Origin of the sequence: Idiomarina sp. ST20R2A10 (assembly GCF_051842345.1) — a bacterium.
GTDB classification, from domain to species: Bacteria; Pseudomonadota; Gammaproteobacteria; order Enterobacterales; family Alteromonadaceae; genus Idiomarina; species Idiomarina loihiensis.
Window position 1 is genome coordinate 223,178 of record NZ_JBNIEY010000002.1, and the last position, 26,225, is coordinate 249,402.

Sequence of the window (26,225 nt, forward strand, 5' to 3'; positions counted from 1 at the left end):
TCTGAGTACTTTACGACATGCAGCAACACGTTCACCTTATCATAGATAACGCCGCCGACTGGCAGCCTTATTACCCTAGTCAAAGCCTACTCACCGCAAGTGAATACTTACAATCGGCACACTTGCAGAGTCGTTATCATGTTCTAAATTTGTGTAACGACTTATCTTACCTGTCAACCGGCTACTACGTTAGTCTGCTGGCAGAGGCTCGCGGACAAAGAGTTATGCCGTCGGTTGCGACTATTAATGACCTGACCAACTTTTCCCATTATCAGTTACTGATTAATACCGCCGACCGATCACTCACTAAATATTTGCAGAATCGTGACGAAAAGTCGCTGTCGCTACTGATTTGTTTTGGCTTATGCGAACAGCCTGAACTGGCTTCTTTTGCACGCCAAATATTTGAGCGCTACCCATGCCCTATTTTAAAAGTTGAACTGGAATTTAACGGTCGCTGGCATATTAACAAGCTGACATCAGGTGCGTTGAATCAGTTAACTGATGAGCAACAAAGCTTTTTTGGTAACTCACTGGATCATTTCAGTAAACGAGTGTGGCGCAAAGCGCGCACCCGCAAAGAGTACCGTTTTGATTTGGCCATTTTGTATAACCCGGACGAAGCCATTCCGACCAGTGACAAAAAAGCACTGTCATTGTTTATAAAAGCCGCCAAAGAGGCCGATATTGAAGCTGAGCTGATTACCGCAAACGATTTCAATCGTCTGTTGGAGTTCGATGCGCTTTTCATTCGCGAAACCACCCGTATTAATCATTATACCTACCACTTTGCGAAAAAAGCCGAAGCCAACGGTATGGTCGTCATTGACCACCCGGACTCCATTGTTAAATGTGCCAATAAAGTGTTCTTAAAAGAGTTACTGGATAAACATAAGGTAGCGACACCAAAAACAGAACTCTTGTTGAGCCAATCAGATATCGACTACGAAGCAATAGGCGAACGTTTGGGTTACCCGGTTGTGCTGAAAATTCCTGACGGTTCATTTTCTATTGGCGTGGAAAAAGCAGAAGACTTAGCCCAGTTTAAACAAGTGGCAACGGAGCTTTTCGAGCAGTCCACTATACTGCTGGCACAAGAGTATATGAGAACCGACTACGACTGGCGTATTGGTGTACTGAATAACCGACCCATATACGCTTGCCAGTACTTTATGGCGCGTAACCACTGGCAAATTTATAACCACAGCGAGTCGTCCTCACGAGGTAAAAGCGGTTCTTTTGCCACTTTAGGCGTGCATCAGGCTCCTAAAGATGTGGTGCGGCTGGCATTACAGGCAACCCGCTTAATAGGTGACGGCCTGTACGGTGTAGATATTAAACAAACACCGCAAGGCCCTGTTGTTATTGAAATTAATGACAACCCGTCAATTGAATCTGGTGTGGAAGACAAACACTTAGGTTATGAGCTGTACCGGCTGATTATGGCTGATTTTGGACGACGCCTGGATGAATACTGAGTTTCGCATTGAGCGGGCAGACAAGAACGACCTTGAACAATTAGTTTCTTTAGAACGTGCAACTTTTAATTACAGTTGCATTAGTCGTCGCAGTTTTAAACGAGTAATTGAATCCAGCCATAACTATTGCTGGGTAGCACGTTCAGGTAACGATTTAGCCGGGTATGCTATTGCCTTTACCCGGCGTAACAGCAAAGTATGGCGCCTGTACTCAATAGCCGTAGCTCAGAGCTTTCGCGGTTTAGGGGTAGGTAATCTGCTTATGAATGAAGTGCTGAATTCGGCGAAAACCGCCGGCGCTAATGCCATGTCGCTGGAAGTGAAAAGCGACAACAAGGCCGCTATTCACTGGTATCAAAGCTGTGGTTTCGAAACCATCGATATTCTGCCGGAATACTACGATGACGGCAGCGACGGTTTCAAAATGCGCTTTACTTTTTATCCGGAAAGTCAGTAAACACGCCCTCTACGCCAGCTTGTTTTAACCACTGGCGTAATTGCGCATGAGACTCCACGCCTTCGGGTAAGTCATCGGCCCGCAAGGTATAAACATGAACATCCAGACCTTTCTCTTCCGCTGACTTTAAAACACTGTCCCATTCAGGCTCACCGTTTTCATTCACTCCGGTCAATACGTGGTTTACCCACAAGCCGACACCTTCAGCGTAGCTTTTTACTGACTCCAGCCCGGCGCCCGTGCGCATGGCGCTGTAATCAATATCGGTCTCTCCCCACTCATTGTCACCCACCAGCTGAATTAACGGAAAGTCCCAGTTAAATTCACGCTTTAAGCGACGTAACACTTCCGGGTCAAAAGACTGCAGATAAACCGGTGTTGGCCGTTTGTCGTGGTATCCGTTGTGAGCCAGGACAGACATCACGGCCGCCGTCGCGTCGTACCCTTGCTGCTGATACCAGCGCGGAGATTTGATCTCGATATAAATGCCTGTCGACATATCCCGAACGCGATTCAGCTCCTGAATCAGTTTGATTTCCTCATCCAGCGTTTGTATAGGAAAGTGAACATCGGGGTGAGAAAATCGCTTAGGGTAAACCAGCTCATAATCTTTATGCCGGGCGACCATAGTTAACTGTTTAAGCTCTTCCAGCGAAAAATCGACCACATAGTATTTACCATCGGGACGATGCTTTTCCGGAAACACTTCGGAGACATTGGTGACATGGTCCAGAATTTCATCATGCAGAACGACCGGAACGCTGTCACGGCTCAGTTGCACGTCTTGCTCTATGAAGTCCGCTCCCAGCCCATGAGCCATAACGGTGCTGGCCTGAGTGTGCTCGGGTAAATAACCGGAAGCACCGCGGTGCGCAATGTCCAGAAACTGCGGAACTTGAAGGTCATGGAACGGCGCATCCGGCGTCTCGTCCTGCGCCTGAACTGCGGTTGCTGATACCAATAAAAACAAACACCCAAAAATACGTTTAGTCATTGTTCCAGTTAACCTCTAGTACCTTATCGCCAAGCTCGCGATAACGCGTCATTAATACGTCAATGGGTTCCGGGTCAGGGTTTAACCCGCGTCCGCGCAAATATTCCGGGTTGTACAGCTTACTCACCGAACGTTCACCCAAGTCACAGGAAAAGGTCACAATGCGGTGTCCCGGACCTTTTCGTAAAGCTGCGGCCAACGCACCAGCCACGTTTAGCGCCGAGCTACTCCCCAGAACAATACCATCTTCGTCTCGGATATAACGTGACAACGTCACTAAATCTTGATCGGGCAAATTAACCGCGTGATCAATACGTGCCTGGCGGAAATTATCCACTAGCCGCATAATACCAATGCCCTCCGTCATAGAGCCGCCATTCGACACATATTCGCCGCTGCGTAAAAACTCATAGATACCGGAACCATCCGGGTCAACCACCCAAACATCCAGTTCCGGGTTCTGCTCTTTTAAGAAGCGAGAGTTACCACCAATGGTGCCACCGGTTCCAGCCACAGACACCAGAGCGTCAATTCTCCCTTCGGTTTGTTCCCATATTTCCGGGCCAGTATGAAGGTAATGCGCACGAGCATTACTGGTGTTTTCAAATTGGTTAGCCCACCAGCAATCATCGCGTTCTTCCGCTAAACGGCGCGCCGTATGGTAGAAGTGGTTTTCGTTCTTAAAAGGAACCGGATCAACCGCCATCAGTTCACCGCCATGCAAGCGGATCATGCGCTCTTTCTCCGGTGTCTGGTCATTGGGCATGACCGCTAACATACGCAAGCCGTAAGACTTTGCCACAACAGCCAGGCCAATACCGGTATTACCGGCGGTACCTTCAACCACCGTCATACCCGGCTTTAACTCGCCGCGTTCCATAGCGTCATCAATCAGTTGCTTAGCCGCGCGATCCTTAATGGAGCCGCCCGGATTCTGGAACTCGCATTTAATAAAGATATCGCATCCGGTTAAATCAGACAGCGACGGTATACGAAGTAAATCCGTCTGCCCGATAAGATCGCTCTGCCGCGCGCCAACTCTCATGCCACTGCACCCTTAATCATTCGCTACTGTAGGTAAATAGTATCTCCCCTGTACCCTTTTGGTTCAATAGCACTTTTGGTGCAATGCACAGAAGGGGCGCACGTTTTTTGTGCAGAAAAATTACGTAAATATTATTTATTCATAAATATCAGCTAGTTAAATTCTGGCACGCTTCGTGAAGTTAAAGGGTTGCTTAACAATATTTTAATAAGGAAAGCACCATGAAAATGCTCGTTGCGTTAATCAAACCCTTCAAGCTGGAGGATGTGAAGCAAGCGCTGTTTGAAATTGGCTGTAAAGGCCTGACAGTAACCGAAGTCCGGGGAGTAGGACGTCAAAAGGGGCATACCGAACTGTACCGGGGCGCCGAATATCAAGTCGACTTCCTGCCCAAAATGAAAATTGAACTGGCGGTTCCCGACGAAACCGTCGAACGAGCTCTGGAAGTAGTCATTGCCGCGGCTCATACCGGCAATATCGGCGACGGAAAAATATTCGTTATGCCGCTGGAGCAATGCGTTCGCATACGCACTGGCGAAACCGACCAAGACGCCCTTTAAGGAGCCCATCATGGAAGCACAAAACTTACAACAACTCACTTTCGCGGTAGACACCTTTTACTTACTCATATCCGGGGCGCTGGTTATGTGGATGGCGGCTGGTTTTTCCATGCTGGAGGCGGGTCTGGTCAGAAGCAAAAACACCACCGAAATTCTGACCAAAAACATCGTGCTCTACGCCATCGCCTGTATTGTTTACCTGGTTATCGGCTACAAAGTCATGTACCCCGATCCTTCAACCTCAGCTTACGCGGCTGACGCTAATTTCTTTTTTCAGATGGTGTTCGTTGCTACTGCTATGTCGATAGTCTCAGGTGCCGTTGCCGAGCGTATGAAGCTAATGAGCTTTCTGCTGTTCTGTGTCGTGCTTAGTGCGGTCATTTATCCGGTACAGGGCTTATGGACCTGGGGCGGTGGAATGCTGACGGAATGGGGCTTTGTCGATTTTGCCGGCTCCAGCATTGTGCATTTAACCGGTGCATCAGCGGCACTTGCTGCGGTTCTTTTACTTGGCCCGCGCTCCGGTAAATACCTGAGTGATGGCAGTATCAACGCTTTACCCGGCTCTAATATGCCACTGGCCGCGCTGGGTACCTTCATTCTCTGGTTTGGCTGGTTTGGTTTTAACGGCGGTTCACAGTTAGCGCTAAGCACCGTTGACGATGCCAATGCCATAGCCCGCGCCATGGTAAACACTAATACCTCGGCCGCAGCTGGCACTATCGCCACGCTGCTATTTACTAAGCTGTTGTGGAAAAAAGCCGATTTAACCATGATTTTAAACGGTGCCTTAGCCGGTCTGGTTGCCATTACCGCACAACCTGTTACCCCAGAACCCTGGCTTGCCGGCGTTATCGGCTTTATTGCGGGGCTTATTGTCGTGCTCTCCATTATTGGGCTGGATAAGCTCCACATTGACGATCCGGTCGGTGCTATTTCGGTACACGGTGTGGTCGGTATTTTCGGTACCCTTGTGGTGCCGCTCAGCGATGACGGTGCCAGCTTTGTTATTCAGTTAGCCGGTGTCGGTACCATTTTCTGCTGGGTGTTTTTCAGTAGTCTTATTGTCTGGGCTATACTGAAGCTAATATTGGGCATTCGTGTAACTAAAGAGCAGGAATATATCGGCTTAGATCAAGTCGATTGCGGCGTTGAAGCTTACCCTGAGTTTACGTCGAAAAAAGACGGGTAAAAGGCTTTTTATTGCCAGTTTCGCCCATTCTTGATAACGTTTTTAACCATCATTTTCCGGAATGGGCGAACAAATATGTCGACATCACGAGAGTATGTTGAAGAGCTTTTAGCAAAAGCAGATATCCGCATTAACGGTGACAGAGCCTGGGATATGCAGGTTCACGATGAAACCGTATTTGATCAGGCACTGTCGCGCGGTAATCTTGGCTTGGGTGAATCTTATATGGCTCGTTTGTGGGACGCCGAATCGCTTGACCAGTTTTTCTTCCAGCTACTGCGCTCCGGCATTCAGGATGAAGTTAACCCCGCCCGCCTTATTTTCCATTCCTTAAAAAGCCGAGTCTTCAACTTACAAAGTAAATCCAAAGCCTGGGAGGTTGGTCAGCATCATTACGACATGGGCAATGACCTTTATCAGTCTATGCTCGATGAGCGTATGGTTTACACCTGTGGTTACTGGGAAAAAGCCAAAGACGTTGACGAAGCACAACGGCATAAACTTGAACTGTGCTGTAAAAAGCTGGGATTGAAGCCAGGCATGCGCGTTCTTGATATTGGTTGTGGCTGGGGCAGCTTCATGCAGTATGCCGCTGAAAACTACGGTGTCGAATGTGTTGGTGTCACTATATCCAAAGAGCAGGTAGCCCTTGGCAAAGAGCGCTGCAAAGGTCTTCCGGTAGAATTCCGGCTACAGGACTACCGCGAGCTGGACGAACAGTTTGACCGCGTTATCAGCTTAGGAATGTTTGAGCATGTCGGTCAGAAGAACTACGACGACTATATGGATGTCGCTCTGCGCTGCACCAAAGAAGACGGCCTGTTCCTGCTGCACACTATTGGTAAAAACGTCAGTGATACCGCAGCCGACCCGTGGATCAGCAAGTACATTTTCCCGAATGGCGAAATTCCGTCTATTTCACAAATAGGAACGGCACTGGAAGAAAAGTTTGTCTGCGAAGACCTGCACAACTTTGGTGCCGATTACGATAAAACCTTAATGGCCTGGTTTGAAAACTTCGATAAAGCCTGGCCATCTATTAAGTCACAGTTTGATGACGAATTTTATCGTATGTGGAAATACTATTTGCTGTCCTGTGCTGGTGCATTCCGTGCGCGCGACATCCAGTTGTGGCAATGGGTGTTATCCCCCAACGGCAGTGTTGGGGGATACTCGCGCCCACAACTTTAAGAAACGCTATTAAACTCGTTCATAAAGATATCCCAGAACACCAAAAACAGGGCCGCAACCAGCGGCCCTAAAACAAACCCGGTAATACCAAACAGCGATAAACCGCCTAAGGTAGAAAACAGCACCAGATAATCCGGTAATTTCGTATCACGCCCTACCAAAACCGGGCGCAGTACGTTGTCGGCCAAACCAATAACTATTGCCCCGTAAGCCACCAGAATGGTGCCGGCTATCCAGTTACCTGTCGCATACAAATAAATAGATACAGGTAGCCATACCAGACTCGCGCCAACCGCCGGGATTAACGACAAAAAGGCCATGACGACACCCCACAGCAGGGCTCCGGGAATACCCAGTAACGCGAAAATTATGCCACCCAATGTGCCCTGAACTATTGCCACAACAATGTTTCCTTTCACTGTTGCCCGAGTTACCTCTGCAAATTTAGTAAACAGCTTACGTTCTCGTTCATCGCCCAAAGGCAGCGCTTTTACTAAAAGGTCAATCAGCAAGTGACCGTCCCGCAAAAGGAAAAAGGTCAAATAAATCATTAGCGAAAGGCTAATGATAAAAGAGAATGTATTTTGACCGATGCTTAACGCTTCTTCTGCCAAAAATTTACTACCACTAACGGCTCCTGATGATATTTTCTCCCGTACATCGCTGGCTTTAATATCAAACTGAGCAAGCAAGTCACTAATAACCGGAAACGCCTTTTGAATATCATCAAAGAGCTTACCGGGGTTAATTTTGCCTTCGTCCAGCCGCTGATAAAAACTAACCCCCTCCTGCACAAAGGAATATGAAATACCCAGCGCCGGAATCACCACAATAACCAATGCAATCAGCAAGGTTACAAGAGCTGCCCGGTTGGGCTTGTCTCCAAACGTCTTTTTCAGTTTTTGTTGTAGCGGGTAAAAAATAACAGTCACCACACAAGCCCAAAAAATAGCTCCCCAAAACGGTATAAGTACCCAGGCGAAGGCGATACTGACTAAAATCAATGTCAGTAAAAATGACCGCCGTTCTAAAGATTCCCGCATAGCTGGTTCCTTGATGTTAATGATTCTCGGCTTAAATACTTGACAGAAGTTAAGATTGATAACAACCTCAAGATAGCTAACTGCCTAATTTATCACAACTGATAAGAATAAATGCCTAAATTGGAAGACCCAAACAGCTTTACCAGCTGGCTCAAAGAAAGTGTCGTCAACTTCACCGAGATGAACGCCGAAAAACAGGTGTTCATGGGCTTCGTGTTGGCGATACTGATTGCGGCTATTATCAGGGTCATTGAGATAACGGGCGGGCTTCCGAGCCTTTACGAGCACCTACTTTACTTTCCATTGATTTTTGCCGGTTTACTGCTGGGGTCACGCATTGGTGCCCTGGCTGGTTTCATGTGTGGCCTATTACTCAGCCCCTTTTCTTTTTCCGAGTCGCTGATAAGCGGCAACGAAATTGTCGGCGGCTGGATGCTTCGCATGGTTGCTTATACTCTTGTGGCCACTATGGCGGGAATGGTTGCCAAAGTCATAAAAGAATTAAGTGGTGCCGAACAAACGGCCAAATTCAAATACCAGGGAACCGACCTTCCCAATATCAACGCCCTGCTAAGACAGTTAGAAAGCATTGGCCATGGAAAAGGCAGTTCACCCGATGACCTGGTCGATATTTTCAACTTCCGCTTACAGAATATGGACAAAATTCAGCAGCAAGTAGGAACTGAAAAAGCCAACGAACTTGTTAAGCAAATGGCTGTTCAACTAAAAAAACTCCTGGGGGATCAGGTTCACGTCGGTCAGACGTCAAGAAACGAATTGGTTGGGGTTCGCTCTGAAGCTGAAGAAAACTCAAAAGAACTTCAACAAAAAATAGAGAGCTTTTTGGAGCAACCCATAGTCATTGACGGTGTTTCTTATCAAATGGACAGCACCGCTGGTGTGCTTCGGGTTAAAAAAGAACAGCTGAAAGAAGATCACCAAAAAGTTTTTGACGAAGCCCAGTCACACGCCTTTAACGCTTTCCAAAAGAAACAACAGTTCTCGTTTCTGGAACAAGACGAGGCCATCGACCAGATTGAAGAAGTCACTTTTTCGCGTCAGTTTAACGAAGCAATGAAGAATAACGACATTCAGCTTTACTACCAGCCTCGGCTCAATACTAATTCCGGCTACTTCTCTGTACTGGAAGTGTCTGCGAAATGGGTACACCCTAAACGCGGTAGCATGAGTGTGGAAGAGTTTAAGCCAATGATAGAAGAGGCTTCTTTAACTCAGCAATTTACGTCATGGATTATTCAACGCACATTTAAAGACCTGCGGGTATGGCAAAAACAAAAAGTGACTGTACGCGTCGCTATTAACGTGACCATTAATGACATTGTCGACCCGCTTGTACTTAATGTGTTAGCGCACGAGCTGCAGGAAACCAAATTTCCAGCACAAAATATTAATATCGAGGTCAGTGAACGAGCCTTAATGTCACTTTCCGACAAATCGAAACGCTATCTGGAACGTCTACGCAGCATTGGCTGTAATGTTATTGCCTCGCATTTTGGGGAAGGCCGCTCCACTATACAGTCACTTTTTGTGCTGCCTGTAGATGCGGTAAAACTGTCTGAGGAATTAGTGCAAAAAGCCACGTCTCACAGCGATCAAAAACGAGAGTTAGCCTCTATGGTCAAAATGGCCAGAGCGCGAGGTTTAACAACCATAGCTACGGGCATCAATGATCGCGCTAAGCTACTACTGTTAAAGCAAATAGGGTGTGAAGAATTACAAGGCTCTATTCTCAGTAAGTCATTGAAGAAATCAGAAATACCCTGGGCACGGATACGATAATGAGAAATGAAAGAGAGTTAACACTGCATAGAGCATCGCGTAAACGATTTTTCAAACGACCGGAAGTTATTCTGGCGCTCAGCTATATAATAGCCGCTATCATCTGGGAAATAGGCGCTAACGCCTTAATTCCTAAGTTACCGGTGGAAGCCGACACGAAAAGCACCTTAATTCAATGGGAGCCCTGGGCGTTTGTCGCACTATCCATCATTTTTCTGTTTTTCTTTATTCGCCGCATTTGGTTTTTACGGTTTAAAAAGTCTCGTGAGTTACTGCATAGCTATCTCGGTAACAGCCCAACCGTACACTACGAGCTTAGGGCTCTCGATTCCGGCTTCTGCGTCGACTGGGTAAGCACAAACTGCGAACGCATTCTGGGATACTCAACAGAAGAGGTAATGGCACCGGGCTGGTGGCTGAACAACATTCATCCTAACGACGTAAAAACAGTAAAGAAAACAGCTCTACGCGGCTTTGAAGAAGAACAATTTGTTTGTGAATATCGCTTTCGTCACCAACAGGGGCATTACGTTTGGGTTAGAGACGAGGTTCGCCGTAGCAGTCAGAAACCGCTGCGCTTTCAGGGATCCTGGACGAATATTTCTGCCGACTACTATGATACCACCAGCATTAATTCCGGGAAGAACTCAGAGCATGACGTGTTGTCAGGCATTGCGCTTTTGGACGGGCGCCGTCGGGTAATAGCGATTGATACACCATTTACCGACATTTCCGGCTTGAACGAATCAGCCTGTCTGAATTCAAGACTCGAGGAACTCCTATCAGCAACGGAAATTGATGATATTGACGGAGGCTTCCCCTGTAACCAGAGTATTTTGATAGTGGGTCGCGATATAGATAATCAGCGTTACTCTGCCATTTTAACCGTTCGTGAAGCCCCGGCTAGTTTCCCCGGGGAAGCGGCCTACATTGCGACCTTAAGCGATGTCACCCGAATGAAATTGCAGCAGCGGCAATTGCAGAAGCTGGCCTTTTTTAACGACTTAACTGGCTTACCTAACAGCAACTCGCTGGCACTGGATTTAACCCGGTTATTAGATGAATTGCCCAGCGACAGATTGGCTGCCGTCATTGTAATGAACGTTAATCATTTCCATCAGGTGAATGACCAGTATGGCCATCATATTGGCGATAAAATTTTACAGCGCCTGGCGCTTAGACTGAAAAAAGCCGTTCCCTTCGGTACCAAACTTTATAACCTCGGTGGTGATGAATTTGCCGTCGTTTTGAATCATATTGTTGAATACATCGATATTCAGAACATTATTCTGGAAATTCAGGCCGCGTACGAACCGCCATTCATATTGTCGGACAGCCAGCGGCAGGTGCAACTGGCAGCCAGCATTGGCGCCAGCGTTTACCCACTCGACGGCTACGATGCCGAAAAGCTTCTGGCTCAGGCCAATTTGGCAATGAACTCTGCTAAAGACGAGCACAATGAGAGCAGCACTTACTTTAAACAAGAGCTGGAAACCCGCTCTTACGATGAAATTCAATTAGAAGAAGACGTCCGCAGTGTGTTGCAAACCGGGCAAATGCAGTTGGTGTATCAACCCGTTCTTAATATGCAGCATCAGGTGGTCGGCGTTGAGGCTCTGCTGCGCTGGGAGCACCCCGACCTTGGCTCATTAAAACCCGACCAGTTCCTGCCACAATTTGATGCCAATGGCATGCTGGACACCCTGGGAGTATGGGTGGTTGAACAGGTTATCGAGCAAATTGATCTCTGGCAGGAGCAAAACACCGTTCCGGGAAAAATCGGTATTAATTTGGCAACCGAGCAAATTTCACAGAAGCTTTATCAGACAGTCAGCCAGTTTGTTAAAAAGACCCCAAAGCTAGCGGCAAAACTGGAATTTGATTTAAGTGAAAGCAGCTTACAAGAACCCCTGCCGCACACTCTGGAAATTATTGAGAAGTTACATCAGCTTGGTATAACTCTGGTTATTGACCGGTTCGGTAAAGGCGTTGCCAGCATGCTGCATTTGAAAACCATGCCGGTGAGCAAAATTAAAATAGAAAGAGAGTTTATTCGCGATCTTGATACTAACGAACGCTCGCGCAATTTGGTGCGTGCGGTTATTCGCATGACCTCAGAGCTGGGGTTGGAAGTACAAGCGGTAGGCGTAGAAAACCAAGCACAGTTAGATACACTCGCCGAATTTGGTTGCCACTACTGGCAGGGTAAGCTTTACATGTTACCGCAAACCGCCGACACCGTATTTACTCAGGACACTAACTAGCCCGGTCTGCCATTAAGGCCTCATAAACCTCAGTAATATGAGGGTCGTTGACGCCCAGTTGCTGTAGCGCCAACTGCAACTTGACCAGGTATTCGGCATTGGGCCCGCTGGGGCCGGACGAACGAGCGATATGGCTGGCAATTTCCGACGCCGTAGCCTCGCCAAGAAACGCTTCATTGTCTTCTGTCGCAATATAAACAAGGCCTTCTTGTTGGCTGCCGTCACGAAAACTCATCGGCGTAGTAAATCTTAAATAACCGTTTTTTTCACGATGATCTAAATGCTCGAACACATCGGGTGAGACTTTGTAGGCCATTCCCGTGCATTCTTCACCCGGAGTTTCTGTTAAAGTCAGTACCCTGCCCGGAGCTTCTGGTGTGCCTCTATGGTCGTGCGACCCTTGCCAGAAACGTCGTGACCAACCTTGTATTGAGGCAGCCGCCCGTTCCAGATACGGAAAGTCGACTTTATAAATCAGTGAGCCATAACCAAATAACCAGACAGCCTCCAGGCCACTTAAGTCCTGCCGCTCTTTATTCATTGCAATGGTATCGTGTGACATACTGCTCAGTTGCCTATTCTCGCTTGGTGCTTTGTAGCCTGACGTTTACGTCAGGAACTATATCTCACCTGACATGAATGTCAGGCTACAGCGGCTTGTAGCCGATACGGAAGCCGCCCCAATGTTTTCCATTTACATAAACGGGTACCGATAAGTCGTGCATAACCTCGCCGGTATCGCGTTTGTAGGTCTGTAACAATAACGTTTGCGTGTGAGCTCCGCAACGTGCCCCGGTTTTGTCATTAAATAGCCGACGCGAGCGGTTGCCGACCAGGTCTTTCTTCGGATCACCTGTTAACGGCTTATTAAACGCATCGTTGTGCCGCGCTACATAGCCTTTCGGGTCAGTGGCTATAGCGTAAATAATGTGTTCATGTCGTTTCAGAGTAGGCTCCTGAATAGCGGGTAATATACTCTCGAAAAACTCCGTGTATGGTGTCTTGTATTTTACCGGCTCGGTTCCGGGAACCGCTTGATAATCCCGGGAGAACAGTTGAGAGGACGTCAGCTCGCCTTGCTCAATAGCCTGATCTAAACGTTGCCCAATTTGTTTAGCGGCGTCGGTTGCGGCCTGGTAAATCACTTTATGTTCAGCATCGGCATCATTTTCAACCAAGTGCGCGAACAATTGCTCCGACTGCAATTCCAGTTGCTCGGCCTGCCCGCTTACGTCATCCAGTTGCTGGTATTGTTCAGATAAGTCTGAGTTTACAGAATGCAGAAGCTCACCATTACGGGAAAGATCCTCTGCGTTCTCACCCATTAACCCGGTAATTTTTTGCAGTTGCTGCTCCACGGTTTCGGCTTGTTCTACAATGCTGGCCAGTTGTTCAATAATGCCCTCGGTTGTTTCCGACTGCTGTTCAATGTGCTTTGACAGTTGCTCAATATTATTGACCGCAACCGTGGTTTCATTATGAATCGCTTCCACCAAATTACTCACTTCTACGGTTGCATCCGAAGTTCGTCCGGCCAGCGTTCTGACTTCATCGGCTACAACCGCAAAGCCACGACCATGTTCACCGGCACGCGCCGACTCTATCGATGCATTCAGCGCCAGCAAGTTGGTTTGCTCTGCAATACTGTCAATAACCTGGGTCACTTTACGAATATCATCGGCTTTAGCCTGCAGACCTCTGACCGCTTCCGCACTTTCTCGGCTGTCCGCCACTACCAGAGCTATCTTCTGAGTGAGTTGCTTTATTCTCTCGCGGCCTTCGTGGCTTATCTGCTTGGTTTGCTCTGCAGCAACAGCCACTTCCGATGAAAAGCTTTCTATTCCCTTCGCCCGTTCGCTCACTCGTGACGAGTTATCCACACTTTCTTTCAAACGCTCGACAATATCTGCCAAAACGGATTTAAAACGGCTTATCGCAAAACTAAGCTCTGCCGTTGCTATTGCATTTTTACCGGAGTTTTCGGCCAGCTGATCCGTGCCGTCTCCCTCAGAGGGCTCTTCATCATCCGCTATTCCGGCGGCGCTAAAATAACGGGCATAAAACCAGCTCAGGGCAATAAATAATAAGCTTTGCAGACATAACTGCAGCCACAACCAGGGCACAAAAGCAAGGACAAGGACACCGGCGGCTATTGCCAAAGCCGTTATCAATAAAGGAGGTTTCACATCAACTGTGGACATTTATCTGCTTCCGTAAGGCGTAAAAAACGCAACGTACCATGTATAATTATCGAACAGTTTCCATGAAACTTTATGCTGCTGCACTACGACCTTGGTAGCAGGTGCAGACGGGCAACGCACCCGCCTGCGGTTTTTAAGGTTGGAAATTAACGATTTTTGTCGGTATCAGAGTCGTTGTCTGAGCCCAATTCTTCCTGCTGACGAAGGTAACCAGCGGCCTCTTCATCAGAAGTCTTCGACTGCGATTGCTGCAATCTGTCCTGGTCTGTTGGAATGGCGCGGGTCTGCTCATTTAACTGATGTATCTGTGAGGCATTGCCCAAATCGCGATTACTGGTTATAGAAGCAATAGACTCGCGGTCTTTCAGGAAGTCGATAACATCCTTACGGATAGACGCCATTTCGTCATCCGATTTATGCATTTCCAGAATATGTCGCGGATGCTCCAGATTTTTCATTCCGGTTGCAGCAAAAGTTGTCGACACAATACGTGACACGATAACCCAGGGAGTAATACTACTGCGAACCAGCGTATTTTCTGAGCGAGTACTGTCGTGAATACCGGTACCGGTTGAAATTTTAGACTCAGTAAAGGTTCCTTCGCACTTAAAGTAAATAAGCATGGATTCAAACTGAATTTCCGCATAAAACAGATGCGCGATATTAGCGGCTAAACCCGCAAATGCCCGCAGGACATAGCCAATAAGATAAAAATGAACGGCAGTCATGACTACGCCTGCTAAGGTCATTAAGTCGCTATAGGGAGTCTCTTCAGTCAGCCTATAGTTCATGCTATCAAGAAGTTTGACCACATCGACTGTTGCATAGGCTAAGAAAAACGTAAAAACCACACCGATAATGAACAAGCTATTACCCAGCAACAAGCTGACCAAGCGCGATTTATCAAATAACCCGCCCAGTCCCATAGGTTTTACCTGAGGCTGAATTTCCTGAATCATCTCCCCGCTAAAGGCTCCTTTGCCGTCAACGTGTTCCTGCAAGTTAGGATCCAATTCACGATACACACGGTTTGGCACTTCGCGATAACGACGGTTTGCCATGACCAGATTGTCCAGGTTGATAAAAATCTCTTTAGGGTGCACCGACTCCTGCCAGTTTTCCCGTAATTCAGAGACTTCAGAAACCGGATTCGCATGGGCTAAACGTCTTTTCAGCAACACCACAGTGACAGCCGTGCAAACTAAAGCGCCAACAAAAATGCCAAATAAGTACCAACCTGCATGAAAGTCCGGCAAAGCGGCATAATACTGCTCAACCGTTGCCGCCGTTACGTCTGTTGCAGCCATCCACCAGCTCACTACCAGCCCTACCACAACAGGCAATAACAAGGCGAAAGCAATAATCTTGACCAAATCACCACTGCCCATAGAGTCAATAGTCTGCTCTGCCCCGCGGGATATCGCCTTACCAGCGGCCTTCCATACGTGCATGATGTAAAGCGTCAATAAAACAGTGTAGACAGGGAAAGCCAGCACGCCTGCATCTCCGGCAAAACCAGCCAGGGACACAAAGGCAGCAAAGCCAAACGCAACCATTGCCGTAAGAGTACGCACCCAGGCGCCTAACAGGCGTTGCGCCATATTACGAATGGGATAAGGCATAAACAGTAATTTTGGAAATACCGTGTGAGCTATTCGCGCCAGTAAGCCTTTGGGCTCTATAAAGGTGCTGTTTTTACGGCCCATAAGCATTTCTTCCAGAGCCTGATCGTTATAAGCAACATAACGCGACTCTTCCTGCGCGGTACTGCGCTCAGACTTACTAAAGTTAGGAGCCAGTGACGTAGGGTGATTACGGCCAACAAAGTAACGCAGCATTGCCATAATGCCGCCGCTCAGTACTTTAATGCCGACTGCCAGAAGCGAAATACCGAAAATAGCCAGCACCCACCCCATAATCGGATCTTGCTTTACGGAACCAGCACCTGCTACCAGCAAATATACACCAAACAGCGATTGCACAACCCCACGAATACTGGTTACCAAGCCCTCTGTTTTAAACGGATTTTTTAATCCAAGATCAATCGAACCGTAATCAAACGCCACCGAACTTCCCCTACTCTATATGCCTATAAAAAATAAAGGCTTTAGGTTAGCGGTAAGTTAACTGCTGAGCAATAGAAAAATAAAAGCCTGAAAGCATTGAGCTCCATTGACATCAAGCCATGTGCGTAGCAATCTAAGCCTCTATTTTGCTATCAAGCGGCACAGACTATGAAAACCATCGTTGATCACCTGGCACAGTATGCGGCTTATCATCGGAACCGTAAGAATGTCATGACTCATCTTGTCGGTATTCCACTGATTGTTGTCGGCATCATTAGTTTATTATCACGGCCTGCGCTACCCTTGGACTACTTTTTGATTACCCCCGCCAACTTAGTTGTTCTGGCGGCGGTTATTTTTTATATCCGTCTGGATATCAAGTTAGGTTTGCTCATGACCATTTTGCTATGGCTGTCGCTGTCAGTTGGCCGCGACATAGCCGCATTACCAACCAGCTTATGGCTTAGCTGGAGCATTGGTCTGTTTGTTGTCGGCTGGGTATTTCAATTTATCGGCCATTATTTTGAAGGCCGCAAACCGGCTTTTGTTGATGATATTATGGGCTTAGCCATTGGCCCCTTATTCGTCGTAGCAGAAGTCGTATTTATGTTGGGCTTTAGAAAGGACTTAAAAGCAGCGGTGGAACAAAAATTATGATGGAACTGGATTACCCGCAGTGGTTTCATGATTGGGCGGCAACCCAACCCTGGGCCTATACAATTGGAGCCTGCTTTTTCCTTGTTATAGCGGTTTGGTTGTCTCAGCTTGTGACCAAACACGTTTTACTGCGTGGTATTTCCCGTCTGCTGTCTCAAACCCAGTTAGGCAGTGACCCGGGTATAGGCATTCGCGTTATTGTCAGCCGCCTGGCTCAGGTTGTTCCTGCGTTAGTGCTGTCCGGCGGTATTTATCTGGTACCGGATTTACCGGAAACCGCCACCACCATCATACGCAACATCAGTATTGCGTACCTCATCCTGACTCTGGCGCGTTCGTTTAGCGCGGCCATGACTAGCGTTAACGAAATATACAGTCGTCAGCCTGACGCGCATACAAAGCCAATAAAGGGTTATCTGCAAATTGCGAAAATAGTGGTCTATGTGGTGGCGACTATTCTCATTATTGCCTCATTGCTGGACCGCTCTCCGGTTATTCTGCTATCAGGAATTGGTGCCATGGGTGCGGTTGCCATGCTGGTATTTCAGGACACCATTCTGTCACTGGTTGCCAGTATTCAGCTCTCATCTAATGACATGCTTCGTGTCGGCGACTGGATTGAAATGCCCCAGCTAAACGCTGACGGCGATGTCATTGATGTGGCACTGCATACGGTTAGGGTTCAAAACTGGGATAAAACCATTACGAACATTCCCACCAAACGTCTTATTTCCGAGTCGTTTAAAAACTGGCGGGGCATGCAGGAAAGCGGTGGACGCCGTATAAAACGAGCGTTATACATTGACCAGAACAGTATTCACTTTTTGTCCGTTGAGCAGAAGAAAAAGCTGAAACGTTTCTCGCTACTTAGCGAGTATCTGGAACAAAAAGAAAAAGATATATCTGAATGGAACGCGGGTCTGGAAAAGAAAGGCTTCGACCCTATAAACGGACGTCAGGTAACCAATATTGGTACCTTTCGCGCCTACGTGAAACAGTACCTCAAGCAGCGACCCGACATACACGAAGGAATGACACTGATGGTTCGTCAGTTAAACCCGGGGCCTCAGGGTTTGCCCATTGAAGTGTACTGCTTTAGTAACGATACCGCGTGGGAAATCTACGAAGGTATTCAGTCCGACATTTTTGATCACTTGTTTGCCATACTGCCACAATTTGACTTACAGGTTTTTCAGGAAACCTCAGGGCAGGACGTTCGTTCGGCGGTACAAGCGCTGGAGCTTAAACCCAAAAGTGATGATGAATAAGTTAAGACTGAACTAACACTTTACTGTCATTAAGTCTTCATGTTTACGGAGTAATTTCTTTTACTCTGGGAAAAATGCATGGAGTAAAACAGTGAAGCAATTTAACCGACGTGACTTTTTAAAGCTATTTGCAGCAACGGGCGCAGCAGTCACCGTATCAACCGCATTACAGGGCTGTGCAAGTGTTGGCAAAACCAGTGAGCGCAGCTCCGTCAAGTTTGACCATGGCGTAGCCAGTGGCGATCCAACTTCAAACGCCATTTTGTTGTGGACGCGCGCCGTGCCGGAAAATAGTACAGAAAAACAAGTAGCGCTGGGCTGGGAACTGGCCGCCGATGAAAACTTTTCAAGTATCATTCGTTCTGGAACAGCCACAACAAGCGCCAGCAGAGACTACACAGTTAAAGTCGACGTTACTCAATTATCGCCAAACCAGCGTTACTACTATCGTTTTTTAGGTAAGAACAGCAAAAGCCCCTCTGGCAAAACGCAAACGCTTCCTGAATCTGGCTTAAAACCGCTGAAGTTTGCGGTTTTCTCCTGCTCTAACTACCCCGCCGGTTACTTTAACCCATACTCCGAAGCAGCAAAGGACGATTCTATTGATGCGGTCATTCATTTAGGTGACTACATTTACGAGTATGGCGCAGGCGGTTACGCCACCCAAGGTTCGCAAGAAATTGGCCGCGGCTTACCCGACAACAATAATACAGAACTTTTTACCCTGACTGATTATCGTCGCCGCTACGCGCTTTACCGCACCGACGAAGGGTTACAGGCACTGCACGCACATGCCCCTTTTATTGCAGTGTGGGATGACCATGAAATTAGCAATGACACCTGGAAAAACGGTGCAGAAAACCACCAGGAAGATGAAGGCAGCTTTATTGAAAGGCGCGCAGCCGCAGTTCAGGCGTATTATGAGTGGCTGCCTATTCGTCCGCCACAGGGCGAAGCCAACCTCACTATTTATCGTGATTTCAAATTCGGTGACTTAGTTGATTTGATCATGCTGGATACCCGCGTTATCGGACGTGATAAACAGCTGAATTATGACGACTACCGCGATGCAGAAAGCGGTCAGTTCAATACCCAAAAATTCCAGCAGGACATGTCTTCTGACCGCAGCATCATGGGCAAAAAGCAGTTACAGTGGCTGGTTAATAAACTGAATAACAGCTCAGCGCGCTGGCAAGTTTTAGGTCAACAATTGCTTATGGGGAAAATGAACTTTCCTTCGGCCGCATTCGCGGCAGATGACCGCAGTAAAGTCACACCACTGCTGTTACAAATAGCAGAGCTTAAAAAGCGCCTGCAGAACGGCGAAGAGTTAACAGCCCAGCAAAAGGCAATGGTCACTCAGGTTACTCCCTATAACCTTGATGCATGGGACGGTTACCCCATTGAACGAGAAATGCTCTACCGGGCGGCGCAAAAAGCCAATAAACAGCTGGTGGTTATTGCCGGTGACACTCATAACGCGTGGCACAGCGAGCTGCGCAGTTCAGATGGAGCTCACATTGGGGTGGAGTTTGCCACGTCTTCGGTATCATCTCCCGGAATGGAAACTTACCTAAGTCTGGACACAAAAACTGCAGAACAGCTGGCAAAAGCACTCCCTACGCTTATAGAAGACTTAAAATATACCAACCTGCATCAGCGTGGTTATATGAATCTCTTTGCATCCGAGGACGCGGTAGAAGCGGAATGGGTGTTCGTGGACACGATTCGCAGCAAAGACTATCGGGTAGTGAATAAGCACAGAGCGCGCTACACGGGAAGTTAGTTTCTAGCTCGTAAAATAAAAAAGGGAACCATGACACAGGTTCCCTTTTCTCGTTTTAGCACAGTTTTACATGCCAAACTTCTTGGTAAACTCTAAATAAAACAAACGCGGTGGACCAGAAATAAAGGTTGGGTTACCAAAGCTTCCGCCCGTATTCCCGGCATCAACCAGGTATTCTTTGTCGAATAAGTTGGTTGCTTTCAACGCCAGACTCCAGTCGGCAGAGTCATTATAAAGACCCAGCGACGCATTCACTAAAGAGACTGAATCCTGGCTAATATCGAGACCCGCTACCGGCGCATTTTCTGGCTCAAAGAACACTTCAGACCGATAGGTGCCGACTACAGAGCCACGCAATGCGTATTGGCTGGAAAGCGCTGCTTCGTATATCACCCCAAGGCTTGAAGTCCATTCAGGCTGAAGACGGAAGCGGTTACCGGCTAAACTGCCGTTGGTGCTGTCGTCATCAATTTTGGCATCCAGGTACGCCAGGTGCCCAAACAGCTCAATGCCTGCGCCTAAATTCGCATTAATTTCAGTTTCGACACCAAAGTTCGTCGCAGAGCCTGCGTTTGCGGTGTAAAAGTTGCCCGAATCGTCCTGCAGCGTTACCTGAAAGTCTGAATAGTCCTGATAAAACACAGACGCAGAATAACGTACACGGTTTTCCGTTAAGTTTCCTTTAAGGCCGGTTTCATAGTTCCAGATAACTTCCGCCGGAATTAAACCAAAATCTCCCGCCGCTTCACCATCTGCATCAAGAGTCGAGCTCACATCAACAACTTCAGAGCGCCGGCCTTTTGAAATTGTAGCGAACCAATTGTTATTGTCGTTCAACTTATAAAGAATATTAAAGCGAGGCAACCATGCGTCTGAACTGTTACTAGCAGTGAACACTTCTCCATCCGTTGAAACAGTCGGCAACAAGGTTTGTGTTGGAAGGCCCAGCAAAGGCAGCAATTGGCTGTTCGGCATGGTCGCAGCAAAGCCACTTTCACGATCTTCTGAAACATAGCGGATACCCGCAGCAACTTCGGTTTTATCGTTTAACTGGTAAGTAAAATCGACAAAAGCCGACCAGGACTCATTGTCACCAAAGTTTGTAAACTCGCCTGCGTATGGAATTTCCTGCAAAGCGCCACCTGTTAATACCGGCGTTAACTGATTAACCGAACCATCAGCATTAATACAAGGTAAGCCACTTGGCAAAGCACCAGCACAGTTCAGGAAAATAGATTCTTCTGTGCTAAACGGCACACGTTGGCTGCCGTCTTCTGTGAAGTAATTTATGCCCCACAGCATTAAGAGGTTATCGCCGGCGTAATTAAAGCGAAACTCCTGACTGAACTGGTCACCTTCTGCATCTTCCCCAAACTCCAGGAACCATGCCTGGGTGCCGTCTGCGTCGAACACTTCCAGTGAGTCGAAGCTGCGATAACCACTCACCGAGGTAAAGCTTAAGCGCGGGCTAATAGTCCAGTCTACGGTTAAATTAATGTCATCGACGGTTCTGTCCAGACCCAGCTTTTCACGGCCTAATACCGAGGCCGAGTAAGGGCTACCTGTCATTTCAACAAAACTGTAGGGGCTGGTGTCGCCGCCGGTCGGCGCGAAAATGCCATTCTTAAAGGAGGTTCCGGTATCTTCGTTTTTCTCATAGCTGTAAATTAAGTCAGCGGTCACCACATCGCTGGGCTGAAAGCGAAGAGAACCACGCAAGGCTTGCCTGTCAACGCCGTTCATGTCGTCCTGACCCGGCGCAATGTTCTCAATAAACCCGTCGCGTTCGCGGTAACTGAACGCCAGCCGTCCGCTGACTAACTCGCTACCACCATTAATGAAACCACCCAGTCGTTTCTGAGATTCATTTCCTGCACCAGCGCTTAGCTCGGCGGAGAAGCCAGGCTCTGGCTTACGAGTTATGACACTAATGGCGCCAACCGATGCAGCCGTACCAAATAACGTTGCCTGCGGGCCTTTAACCACCTCAACACGCTCTATATCAAACAGTTCAAAGTAGGAGCCACGTGAGCGTGAGACATCCACTCCGTTGTAATAAACCGACACCCGCGGAGATGCCTGAGCCGAACCGCTGTCCGAGGTAATGCCACGAATAACAAAACCAGGGTTGTTCGGGCTTTGTTCCTGAATAACCAAACCCGGAGTCAGATCGGAAATCATATCCAGTTCGTTTAAGCCCAGCTCGTCCAGACGGCTTCCTTCAAACGCACTGATACTGGCAGGCACATCATTAATAGACTGCACACGCTTTTGTGCAGTCACTTCAATTCGCTCAAGTTCATCTGAGGTGTCCTGTTGCGCAAAAGCAACCGGCGCACTTAACGCACAAAGCGCAGCAACAACAGAGTTTAATACTTTATTTATTGGGAACGGTAATGCCGATGTTTTCTTATAAGTAGTCATAACCCTTAAAACCTTAATGTGAGTGGTTAACGCGTTAACGCCGGGCTAATGTACTGAGGTCAGTTGACGATACGATGACGAATAAATGACGCATTTGTTGCTAATCTGTCAATTTTGTTGAGCCGCCTTATAAATACTTGTATGGTCTCTAGTCCTTTATATTTAAAAACATTAAAGCGGGTGGTATTACTTGATAAAGCTTCCTCCAAAACTGGCAGTCTGCGGGCTTATTATTTTCTGCCTGACTTATTCTCATGCCTCTGCTGGTGACAATTCTTTGCAGCAAGTGTCTTTCCAGTCAGTGCTCGAACTGCCTTCCGGCAGCCCCGATAACAGCTACAGTTACGGCTCTCACCCCTCCCAGTTTATTCAGTATTGGAATGCACCAAAGCAGCCAGACACGGCCGCTAATGTGATTTTTATTCACGGTGGTTGCTGGCTAAAAGAATACGATATTACTCACACCAACCCGGCAAGCAGCGCAATGAGAACAGCCGGCTTTAATGTCTGGTCTGTTGAATATCGCCGTTTGGGCGAGCAAGGCGGAGAGTGGCCAGCGAGTCTCAATGACGTGAAAACCGCAATTCGCTTTATACAGCAAAAGCTCAATAACCAGCCGGTAGCGGTTATGGGCCACTCTGCCGGTGGGCACCTCGCACTTCTGGCTACCACCCGGAATACGCCCTCGGCTGAAAGTATAAACGCAGTTATTGGTCTGGCCGCCATTACTAATATGGTCAGTTACACTCAGGCGCAAGGCAGTTGTAACCGCGCCGCCAGCAACTTAATGAAAACAGCTTACACCAGCGAAGAGGACTACCGTACTGCCAGCCCCAAAGCACAAAAGCTCCACGCCAACACCTGGCTGATGCAGGGTACCAAAGACAAAATTGTCCCCATGAGCCAAACCGCCGATCTCGACGTAAAAACAGAACAACTTGAAGGCGCAGGTCATTTTGACTTGATACACCCGAATTCCTCCGCGTGGGAAGCCATTATTCAGCGACTGAACAAAGAGCTAAAACCATGAACCTTACTGACATAAAAGAACTCGACAGCATTGACCCCTTTGCCCTGCACCGTGAACAATTTCAGTTGCCGGTTAATAAGGTTTATCTGGATGGTAACTCGTTGGGTGCCATGACCAAAGGAACGGCAACCCGCTTACAGCAGGTTATTCAGCAGCAGTGGTCGCAGGATCTTATCAGTAGCTGGAACGAACATGACTGGATTAATCTGCCGCAAAGCGTCGGCGAGAAAATTGCCAGCCTTATTGGCGCACAGCCGGAGCAAACCATTTGCTGTGACTCAATATCGGTCAACTTATTTAAGGCACTGGCAGCGGCACTGTCACTGGCTCAAAGCCATGACTCTGAGCGCAACATAGTGCTATCCACCAAAGATAACTTCCCGACAGACTTATACATGGTGCAGGGAATTTCACAGTTTGTTGGTGAACACCGTTGTCAGCTAAAGCTGGTTGATGAAAACGAGCTGGAGCAACAGATTGACGATAAAACCGCAATAGTTTTAGCAACTGAATTGAATTTCAGAACCGGAAGACGGCTTGACGCTAAACAACTTATTACCAGCGCACACAGCCACGGAGCCCTGGTTATTTTGGATTTAGCCCACAGCGCAGGGGCAATGCCCGTGCACCTGGACGACTGGAAAGCAGACTTTGCGGTTGGCTGTACTTACAAATATCTAAATGGCGGCCCCGGCGCGCCAGCCTTTATTTATGCCGCAAAACGCCATCATCAGAATATGAGTCAGCCTTTAAGCGGCTGGTTCGGACATGCCCGCCCGTTTGATTTCACACCAGACTACGAGCCCGCTACCGGCATTCAACAAATGCTAACCGGCACTCCTTCCATTCTCGCTATGGCCGCAATCGACTCGGCGCTCGAAGCTTTTGAGAATGTGGACCTGGAAAAGTTAAGAGAAAAGTCTTTACAGCTGGCTGAGGTTTTTCATCAATTATTAGAAGACGCGGCACTGGGTAGCAGCCTACAGCTTATTTCTCCACAGCAACGTGAACAGCGAGGCAGTCAGTTGTCGTATCGTTACGAGCACGCTTATGGGTTATGTCAGGCACTTATTCAAAGAGGCGTAATAGCTGACTTTCGTGCCCCAAATTATATCCGCTTTGGGTTTACCCCTCTTTATAACAGCTTTGAAGATATCTGGAAGGCCATTGAGCAGTTGCGGCAAGTTATTGAAGCCAAAGAACATCTCGATTCTCGTTGGCAAAGTCGTAATACCGTAACCTGAAACAAAAAAGCCTCAGCCGATGTATTCGGCTGAGGCTTTTCATTACCATCTTTTTATCACCAAACAATAATTACATCATTTTCGCGATTGGAATTTTCTGACCGTTCAGTACACCTTCACCGTTTTCCATCTGGAATTCGCTGCGGTACTCGTCGTCTTCTTCCTTCAGCAAACCTTGTTGTATGTACATATCAATCATCATTGGTGCTTGTTGTTCAGCCATTTTCTGCAGTTCAGCTTCATCGGCACCAGGCATTTGCATACGCATTGTTGACAACATCTGCTGTTCAGCAACCCATTTCAACAACGGCTTATCAATAGCAATGGATGAGTCAACAATCAGGCTGGAAAGCCAGAATTGCGTGTCTTCCATATTGTCCGGCATTTGGTTTACACCCGCCAATTTAGCGCTTAGATCACCTTTAAATTCGCCCGGCTCCATTTTCCCGCTAAATTCACTAATAACGAACTCAGGCTCTGCCTGCAGTAACTTAGGTAGGTTTTCCTTTACCAGCTTTTGCGTCGCAACTTCTATTTCGTCGGGGTTCTGGTCATAAATCTTTTGCATCATTTGGTTATAAGCAAGCAAGAACTCAGAATCGATGTTATTAAAAGCCATCTTTAACTTCAGATCGTCAAGGTCAAAGTCTTCGGCTTTCAGCGACTCTACAGAATAGTTCATATCAATATTCATGCTTTCTTTGTCGTCGCTGAAATAACTAACGAATTCAATTCCAAGATCTTTCAATTCAAATAGGTCGACATCATCCGGCTGGCCTACAATGATTTTATCAAGCTTCATAGACATTTCGCCTTCATAAAGCTCGCCCTTCACAATTTCCAGCATGTTGCCTTTAGCTTCAGTGCTTATTTCAAACTCACCAATGCTGATAGCCTGGCCCTCAATAAGACCTTCTGCGCCTTCCAGTTTTCCTTCGTAACTGAACTCATCCGAAGAAATGGAACCTTCACCTTCATAGCCAGTAAAGGTCAGTGACGTTTGCTCATCATTCGGTTTAGAACTGAACGCGACAATTTCATCGTCATAACTAACACCACCAAAAAAACCTGCTGAACCCGTCAGGTGATAAAAAGGCGTGTTCTCTTCCCATTCAATATACTCACGTAACCCATCGTCCTTTGCATGAGCTTCAAACGAAGCCATACCCAGACCAGGAGAAAATTGAGTCAGAACCGGACCGTGCTGAACATCAATAACCACTTCAAAAGACAAGTCATCAGGTGCTGACCCTTCCGGGTAAATAGAACCGAAATCTACGCCCAGCGATATTGTTGCAGTTGAACCGAACCAGCCACTATCAAATGAGACCATACGAGCGTTATAAGCGGGTAATTGATTTATCACTTCAACATGTTGCTTTAACGCACCCTCAACTTGAGGGCCAACGAATTTAGGGCCTATGAGAGCGCCTGCAACTACGACGATACCGACGCCGCCAAGGAGTCCTTTCTTATTCATATTATACCTTTCATTTATAGGGCTGGATTGTAATTATAATGTTGT

General features: G+C 47.5%; 20 protein-coding genes. 12 read left to right on the forward strand and 8 right to left on the reverse strand.

Annotated features, from left to right (window positions below):
- The first annotated feature begins 17 nt into the window (after window positions 1-17).
- Window positions 18-1,478 (forward strand): RimK family protein, encoded by a 1,461-nt coding sequence (locus tag ACP7H9_RS05250; RefSeq protein WP_034822220.1) that lies wholly within the window; start codon window positions 18-20, stop codon window positions 1,476-1,478.
- Complete coding sequence (locus ACP7H9_RS05255) at window positions 1,468-1,935, forward strand: GNAT family N-acetyltransferase (RefSeq protein WP_110014141.1); 468 nt, start codon at window positions 1,468-1,470, stop codon at window positions 1,933-1,935. Before ACP7H9_RS05250 ends, ACP7H9_RS05255 begins: the two co-directional genes overlap by 11 nt.
- Here ACP7H9_RS05255 and glpQ read toward each other — a convergent pair.
- Window positions 1,910-2,929, reverse strand: coding sequence for a glycerophosphodiester phosphodiesterase (glpQ, locus tag ACP7H9_RS05260; RefSeq protein ID WP_011235390.1), 1,020 nt, complete (start codon window positions 2,927-2,929; stop codon window positions 1,910-1,912). The two genes, ACP7H9_RS05255 and glpQ, sit on opposite strands and share 26 nt — an antisense overlap.
- Window positions 2,922-3,974 carry a cysteine synthase A gene (locus tag ACP7H9_RS05265; RefSeq protein WP_011235391.1) on the reverse strand — a complete coding sequence of 351 codons (1,053 nt, stop codon included), beginning with the start codon at window positions 3,972-3,974 and terminating at the stop codon, window positions 2,922-2,924. Before ACP7H9_RS05265 ends, glpQ begins: the two co-directional genes overlap by 8 nt.
- Window positions 3,975-4,195: 221 nt before the next feature.
- On the opposite strand from ACP7H9_RS05265, the gene ACP7H9_RS05270 reads away from it, so the two are divergent.
- From ACP7H9_RS05270 to cfa, 3 genes are all read left to right on the forward strand, one after another.
- Window positions 4,196-4,534 carry a P-II family nitrogen regulator gene (locus ACP7H9_RS05270; RefSeq protein ID WP_011235392.1) on the forward strand — a complete coding sequence of 113 codons (339 nt, stop codon included), beginning with the start codon at window positions 4,196-4,198 and terminating at the stop codon, window positions 4,532-4,534.
- Between the two features lie 10 nt (window positions 4,535-4,544).
- The gene (locus tag ACP7H9_RS05275) at window positions 4,545-5,726 is read left to right on the forward strand and encodes an ammonium transporter (RefSeq protein ID WP_034822216.1); all 1,182 of its coding nucleotides are present in this window, start codon (window positions 4,545-4,547) and stop codon (window positions 5,724-5,726) included.
- Window positions 5,727-5,801: 75 nt separating this feature from the next.
- A complete protein-coding gene (cfa, locus tag ACP7H9_RS05280; protein WP_114981694.1) occupies window positions 5,802-6,917 on the forward strand; it encodes a cyclopropane fatty acyl phospholipid synthase in 1,116 nt (371 codons plus the stop codon).
- On the opposite strand, the gene ACP7H9_RS05285 is transcribed toward cfa, so the two are convergent.
- Entirely contained in the window at window positions 6,914-7,960 is a 1,047-nt protein-coding gene (locus tag ACP7H9_RS05285) for an AI-2E family transporter (protein ID WP_011235395.1), read from the reverse strand. The genes cfa and ACP7H9_RS05285 overlap by 4 nt on opposite strands.
- 111 nt (window positions 7,961-8,071) lie before the next feature.
- Here ACP7H9_RS05285 and ACP7H9_RS05290 point away from each other — a divergent pair, with 111 nt between their 5' ends.
- On the forward strand, window positions 8,072-9,760 hold the full coding sequence (locus tag ACP7H9_RS05290) for an EAL domain-containing protein (RefSeq protein WP_114981693.1): 1,689 nt from the start codon (window positions 8,072-8,074) through the stop codon (window positions 9,758-9,760).
- A complete protein-coding gene (locus ACP7H9_RS05295) occupies window positions 9,760-12,024 on the forward strand; it encodes an EAL domain-containing protein (protein ID WP_034822209.1) in 2,265 nt (754 codons plus the stop codon). Before ACP7H9_RS05290 ends, ACP7H9_RS05295 begins: the two co-directional genes overlap by 1 nt.
- Here the strand turns inward: ACP7H9_RS05295 and ACP7H9_RS05300 are convergent.
- From ACP7H9_RS05300 to ACP7H9_RS05310, 3 genes are all read right to left on the reverse strand, one after another.
- Window positions 12,017-12,586: a gamma-glutamylcyclotransferase gene (locus tag ACP7H9_RS05300; RefSeq protein ID WP_034822207.1), complete on the reverse strand. Its 570-nt coding sequence runs from the start codon at window positions 12,584-12,586 to the stop codon at window positions 12,017-12,019. The two genes, ACP7H9_RS05295 and ACP7H9_RS05300, sit on opposite strands and share 8 nt — an antisense overlap.
- Window positions 12,587-12,671: 85 nt before the next feature.
- Window positions 12,672-14,225, reverse strand: coding sequence for a methyl-accepting chemotaxis protein (locus ACP7H9_RS05305; protein ID WP_114981691.1), 1,554 nt, complete (start codon window positions 14,223-14,225; stop codon window positions 12,672-12,674).
- 146 nt (window positions 14,226-14,371) lie between these two features.
- Window positions 14,372-16,291 carry a hypothetical protein gene (locus tag ACP7H9_RS05310; protein WP_114981690.1) on the reverse strand — a complete coding sequence of 640 codons (1,920 nt, stop codon included), beginning with the start codon at window positions 16,289-16,291 and terminating at the stop codon, window positions 14,372-14,374.
- 168 nt (window positions 16,292-16,459) lie between these two features.
- Between ACP7H9_RS05310 and ACP7H9_RS05315 the strand changes: the two genes are divergently transcribed.
- The 3 genes from ACP7H9_RS05315 to ACP7H9_RS05325 all read left to right on the forward strand — a co-directional run bounded on the left by ACP7H9_RS05315 (window position 16,460) and on the right by ACP7H9_RS05325 (window position 20,002).
- Entirely contained in the window at window positions 16,460-16,948 is a 489-nt protein-coding gene (locus tag ACP7H9_RS05315) for an Mpo1 family 2-hydroxy fatty acid dioxygenase (protein ID WP_034822170.1), read from the forward strand.
- Window positions 16,945-18,216 carry a mechanosensitive ion channel family protein gene (locus tag ACP7H9_RS05320; RefSeq protein ID WP_439222316.1) on the forward strand — a complete coding sequence of 424 codons (1,272 nt, stop codon included), beginning with the start codon at window positions 16,945-16,947 and terminating at the stop codon, window positions 18,214-18,216. The genes ACP7H9_RS05315 and ACP7H9_RS05320 overlap by 4 nt, the downstream gene beginning before the upstream one ends.
- Window positions 18,217-18,307: 91 nt before the next feature.
- Window positions 18,308-20,002, forward strand: a complete 1,695-nt coding sequence (locus ACP7H9_RS05325; protein WP_439222317.1) for an alkaline phosphatase D family protein — start codon at window positions 18,308-18,310, stop codon at window positions 20,000-20,002.
- A 66-nt stretch (window positions 20,003-20,068) separates the two neighbouring features.
- Here ACP7H9_RS05325 and ACP7H9_RS05330 read toward each other — a convergent pair whose 3' ends face one another.
- Window positions 20,069-22,426: a TonB-dependent receptor gene (locus ACP7H9_RS05330; RefSeq protein WP_439222318.1), complete on the reverse strand. Its 2,358-nt coding sequence runs from the start codon at window positions 22,424-22,426 to the stop codon at window positions 20,069-20,071.
- A 190-nt stretch (window positions 22,427-22,616) separates the two neighbouring features.
- Here ACP7H9_RS05330 and ACP7H9_RS05335 point away from each other — a divergent pair, with 190 nt between their 5' ends.
- Together ACP7H9_RS05335 and kynU are read left to right on the forward strand one after the other, a co-directional pair.
- Window positions 22,617-23,456, forward strand: a complete 840-nt coding sequence (locus tag ACP7H9_RS05335; RefSeq protein WP_439222319.1) for an alpha/beta hydrolase family protein — start codon at window positions 22,617-22,619, stop codon at window positions 23,454-23,456.
- Entirely contained in the window at window positions 23,453-24,700 is a 1,248-nt protein-coding gene (kynU, locus tag ACP7H9_RS05340; RefSeq protein WP_439222320.1) for a kynureninase, read from the forward strand. The genes ACP7H9_RS05335 and kynU overlap by 4 nt, the downstream gene beginning before the upstream one ends.
- Before the next feature lie 70 nt (window positions 24,701-24,770).
- Here the strand turns inward: kynU and ACP7H9_RS05345 are convergent, their stop codons facing one another.
- Window positions 24,771-26,180, reverse strand: coding sequence for a YdgA family protein (locus ACP7H9_RS05345; RefSeq protein WP_286824584.1), 1,410 nt, complete (start codon window positions 26,178-26,180; stop codon window positions 24,771-24,773).
- Window positions 26,181-26,225 lie beyond the last annotated feature (45 nt).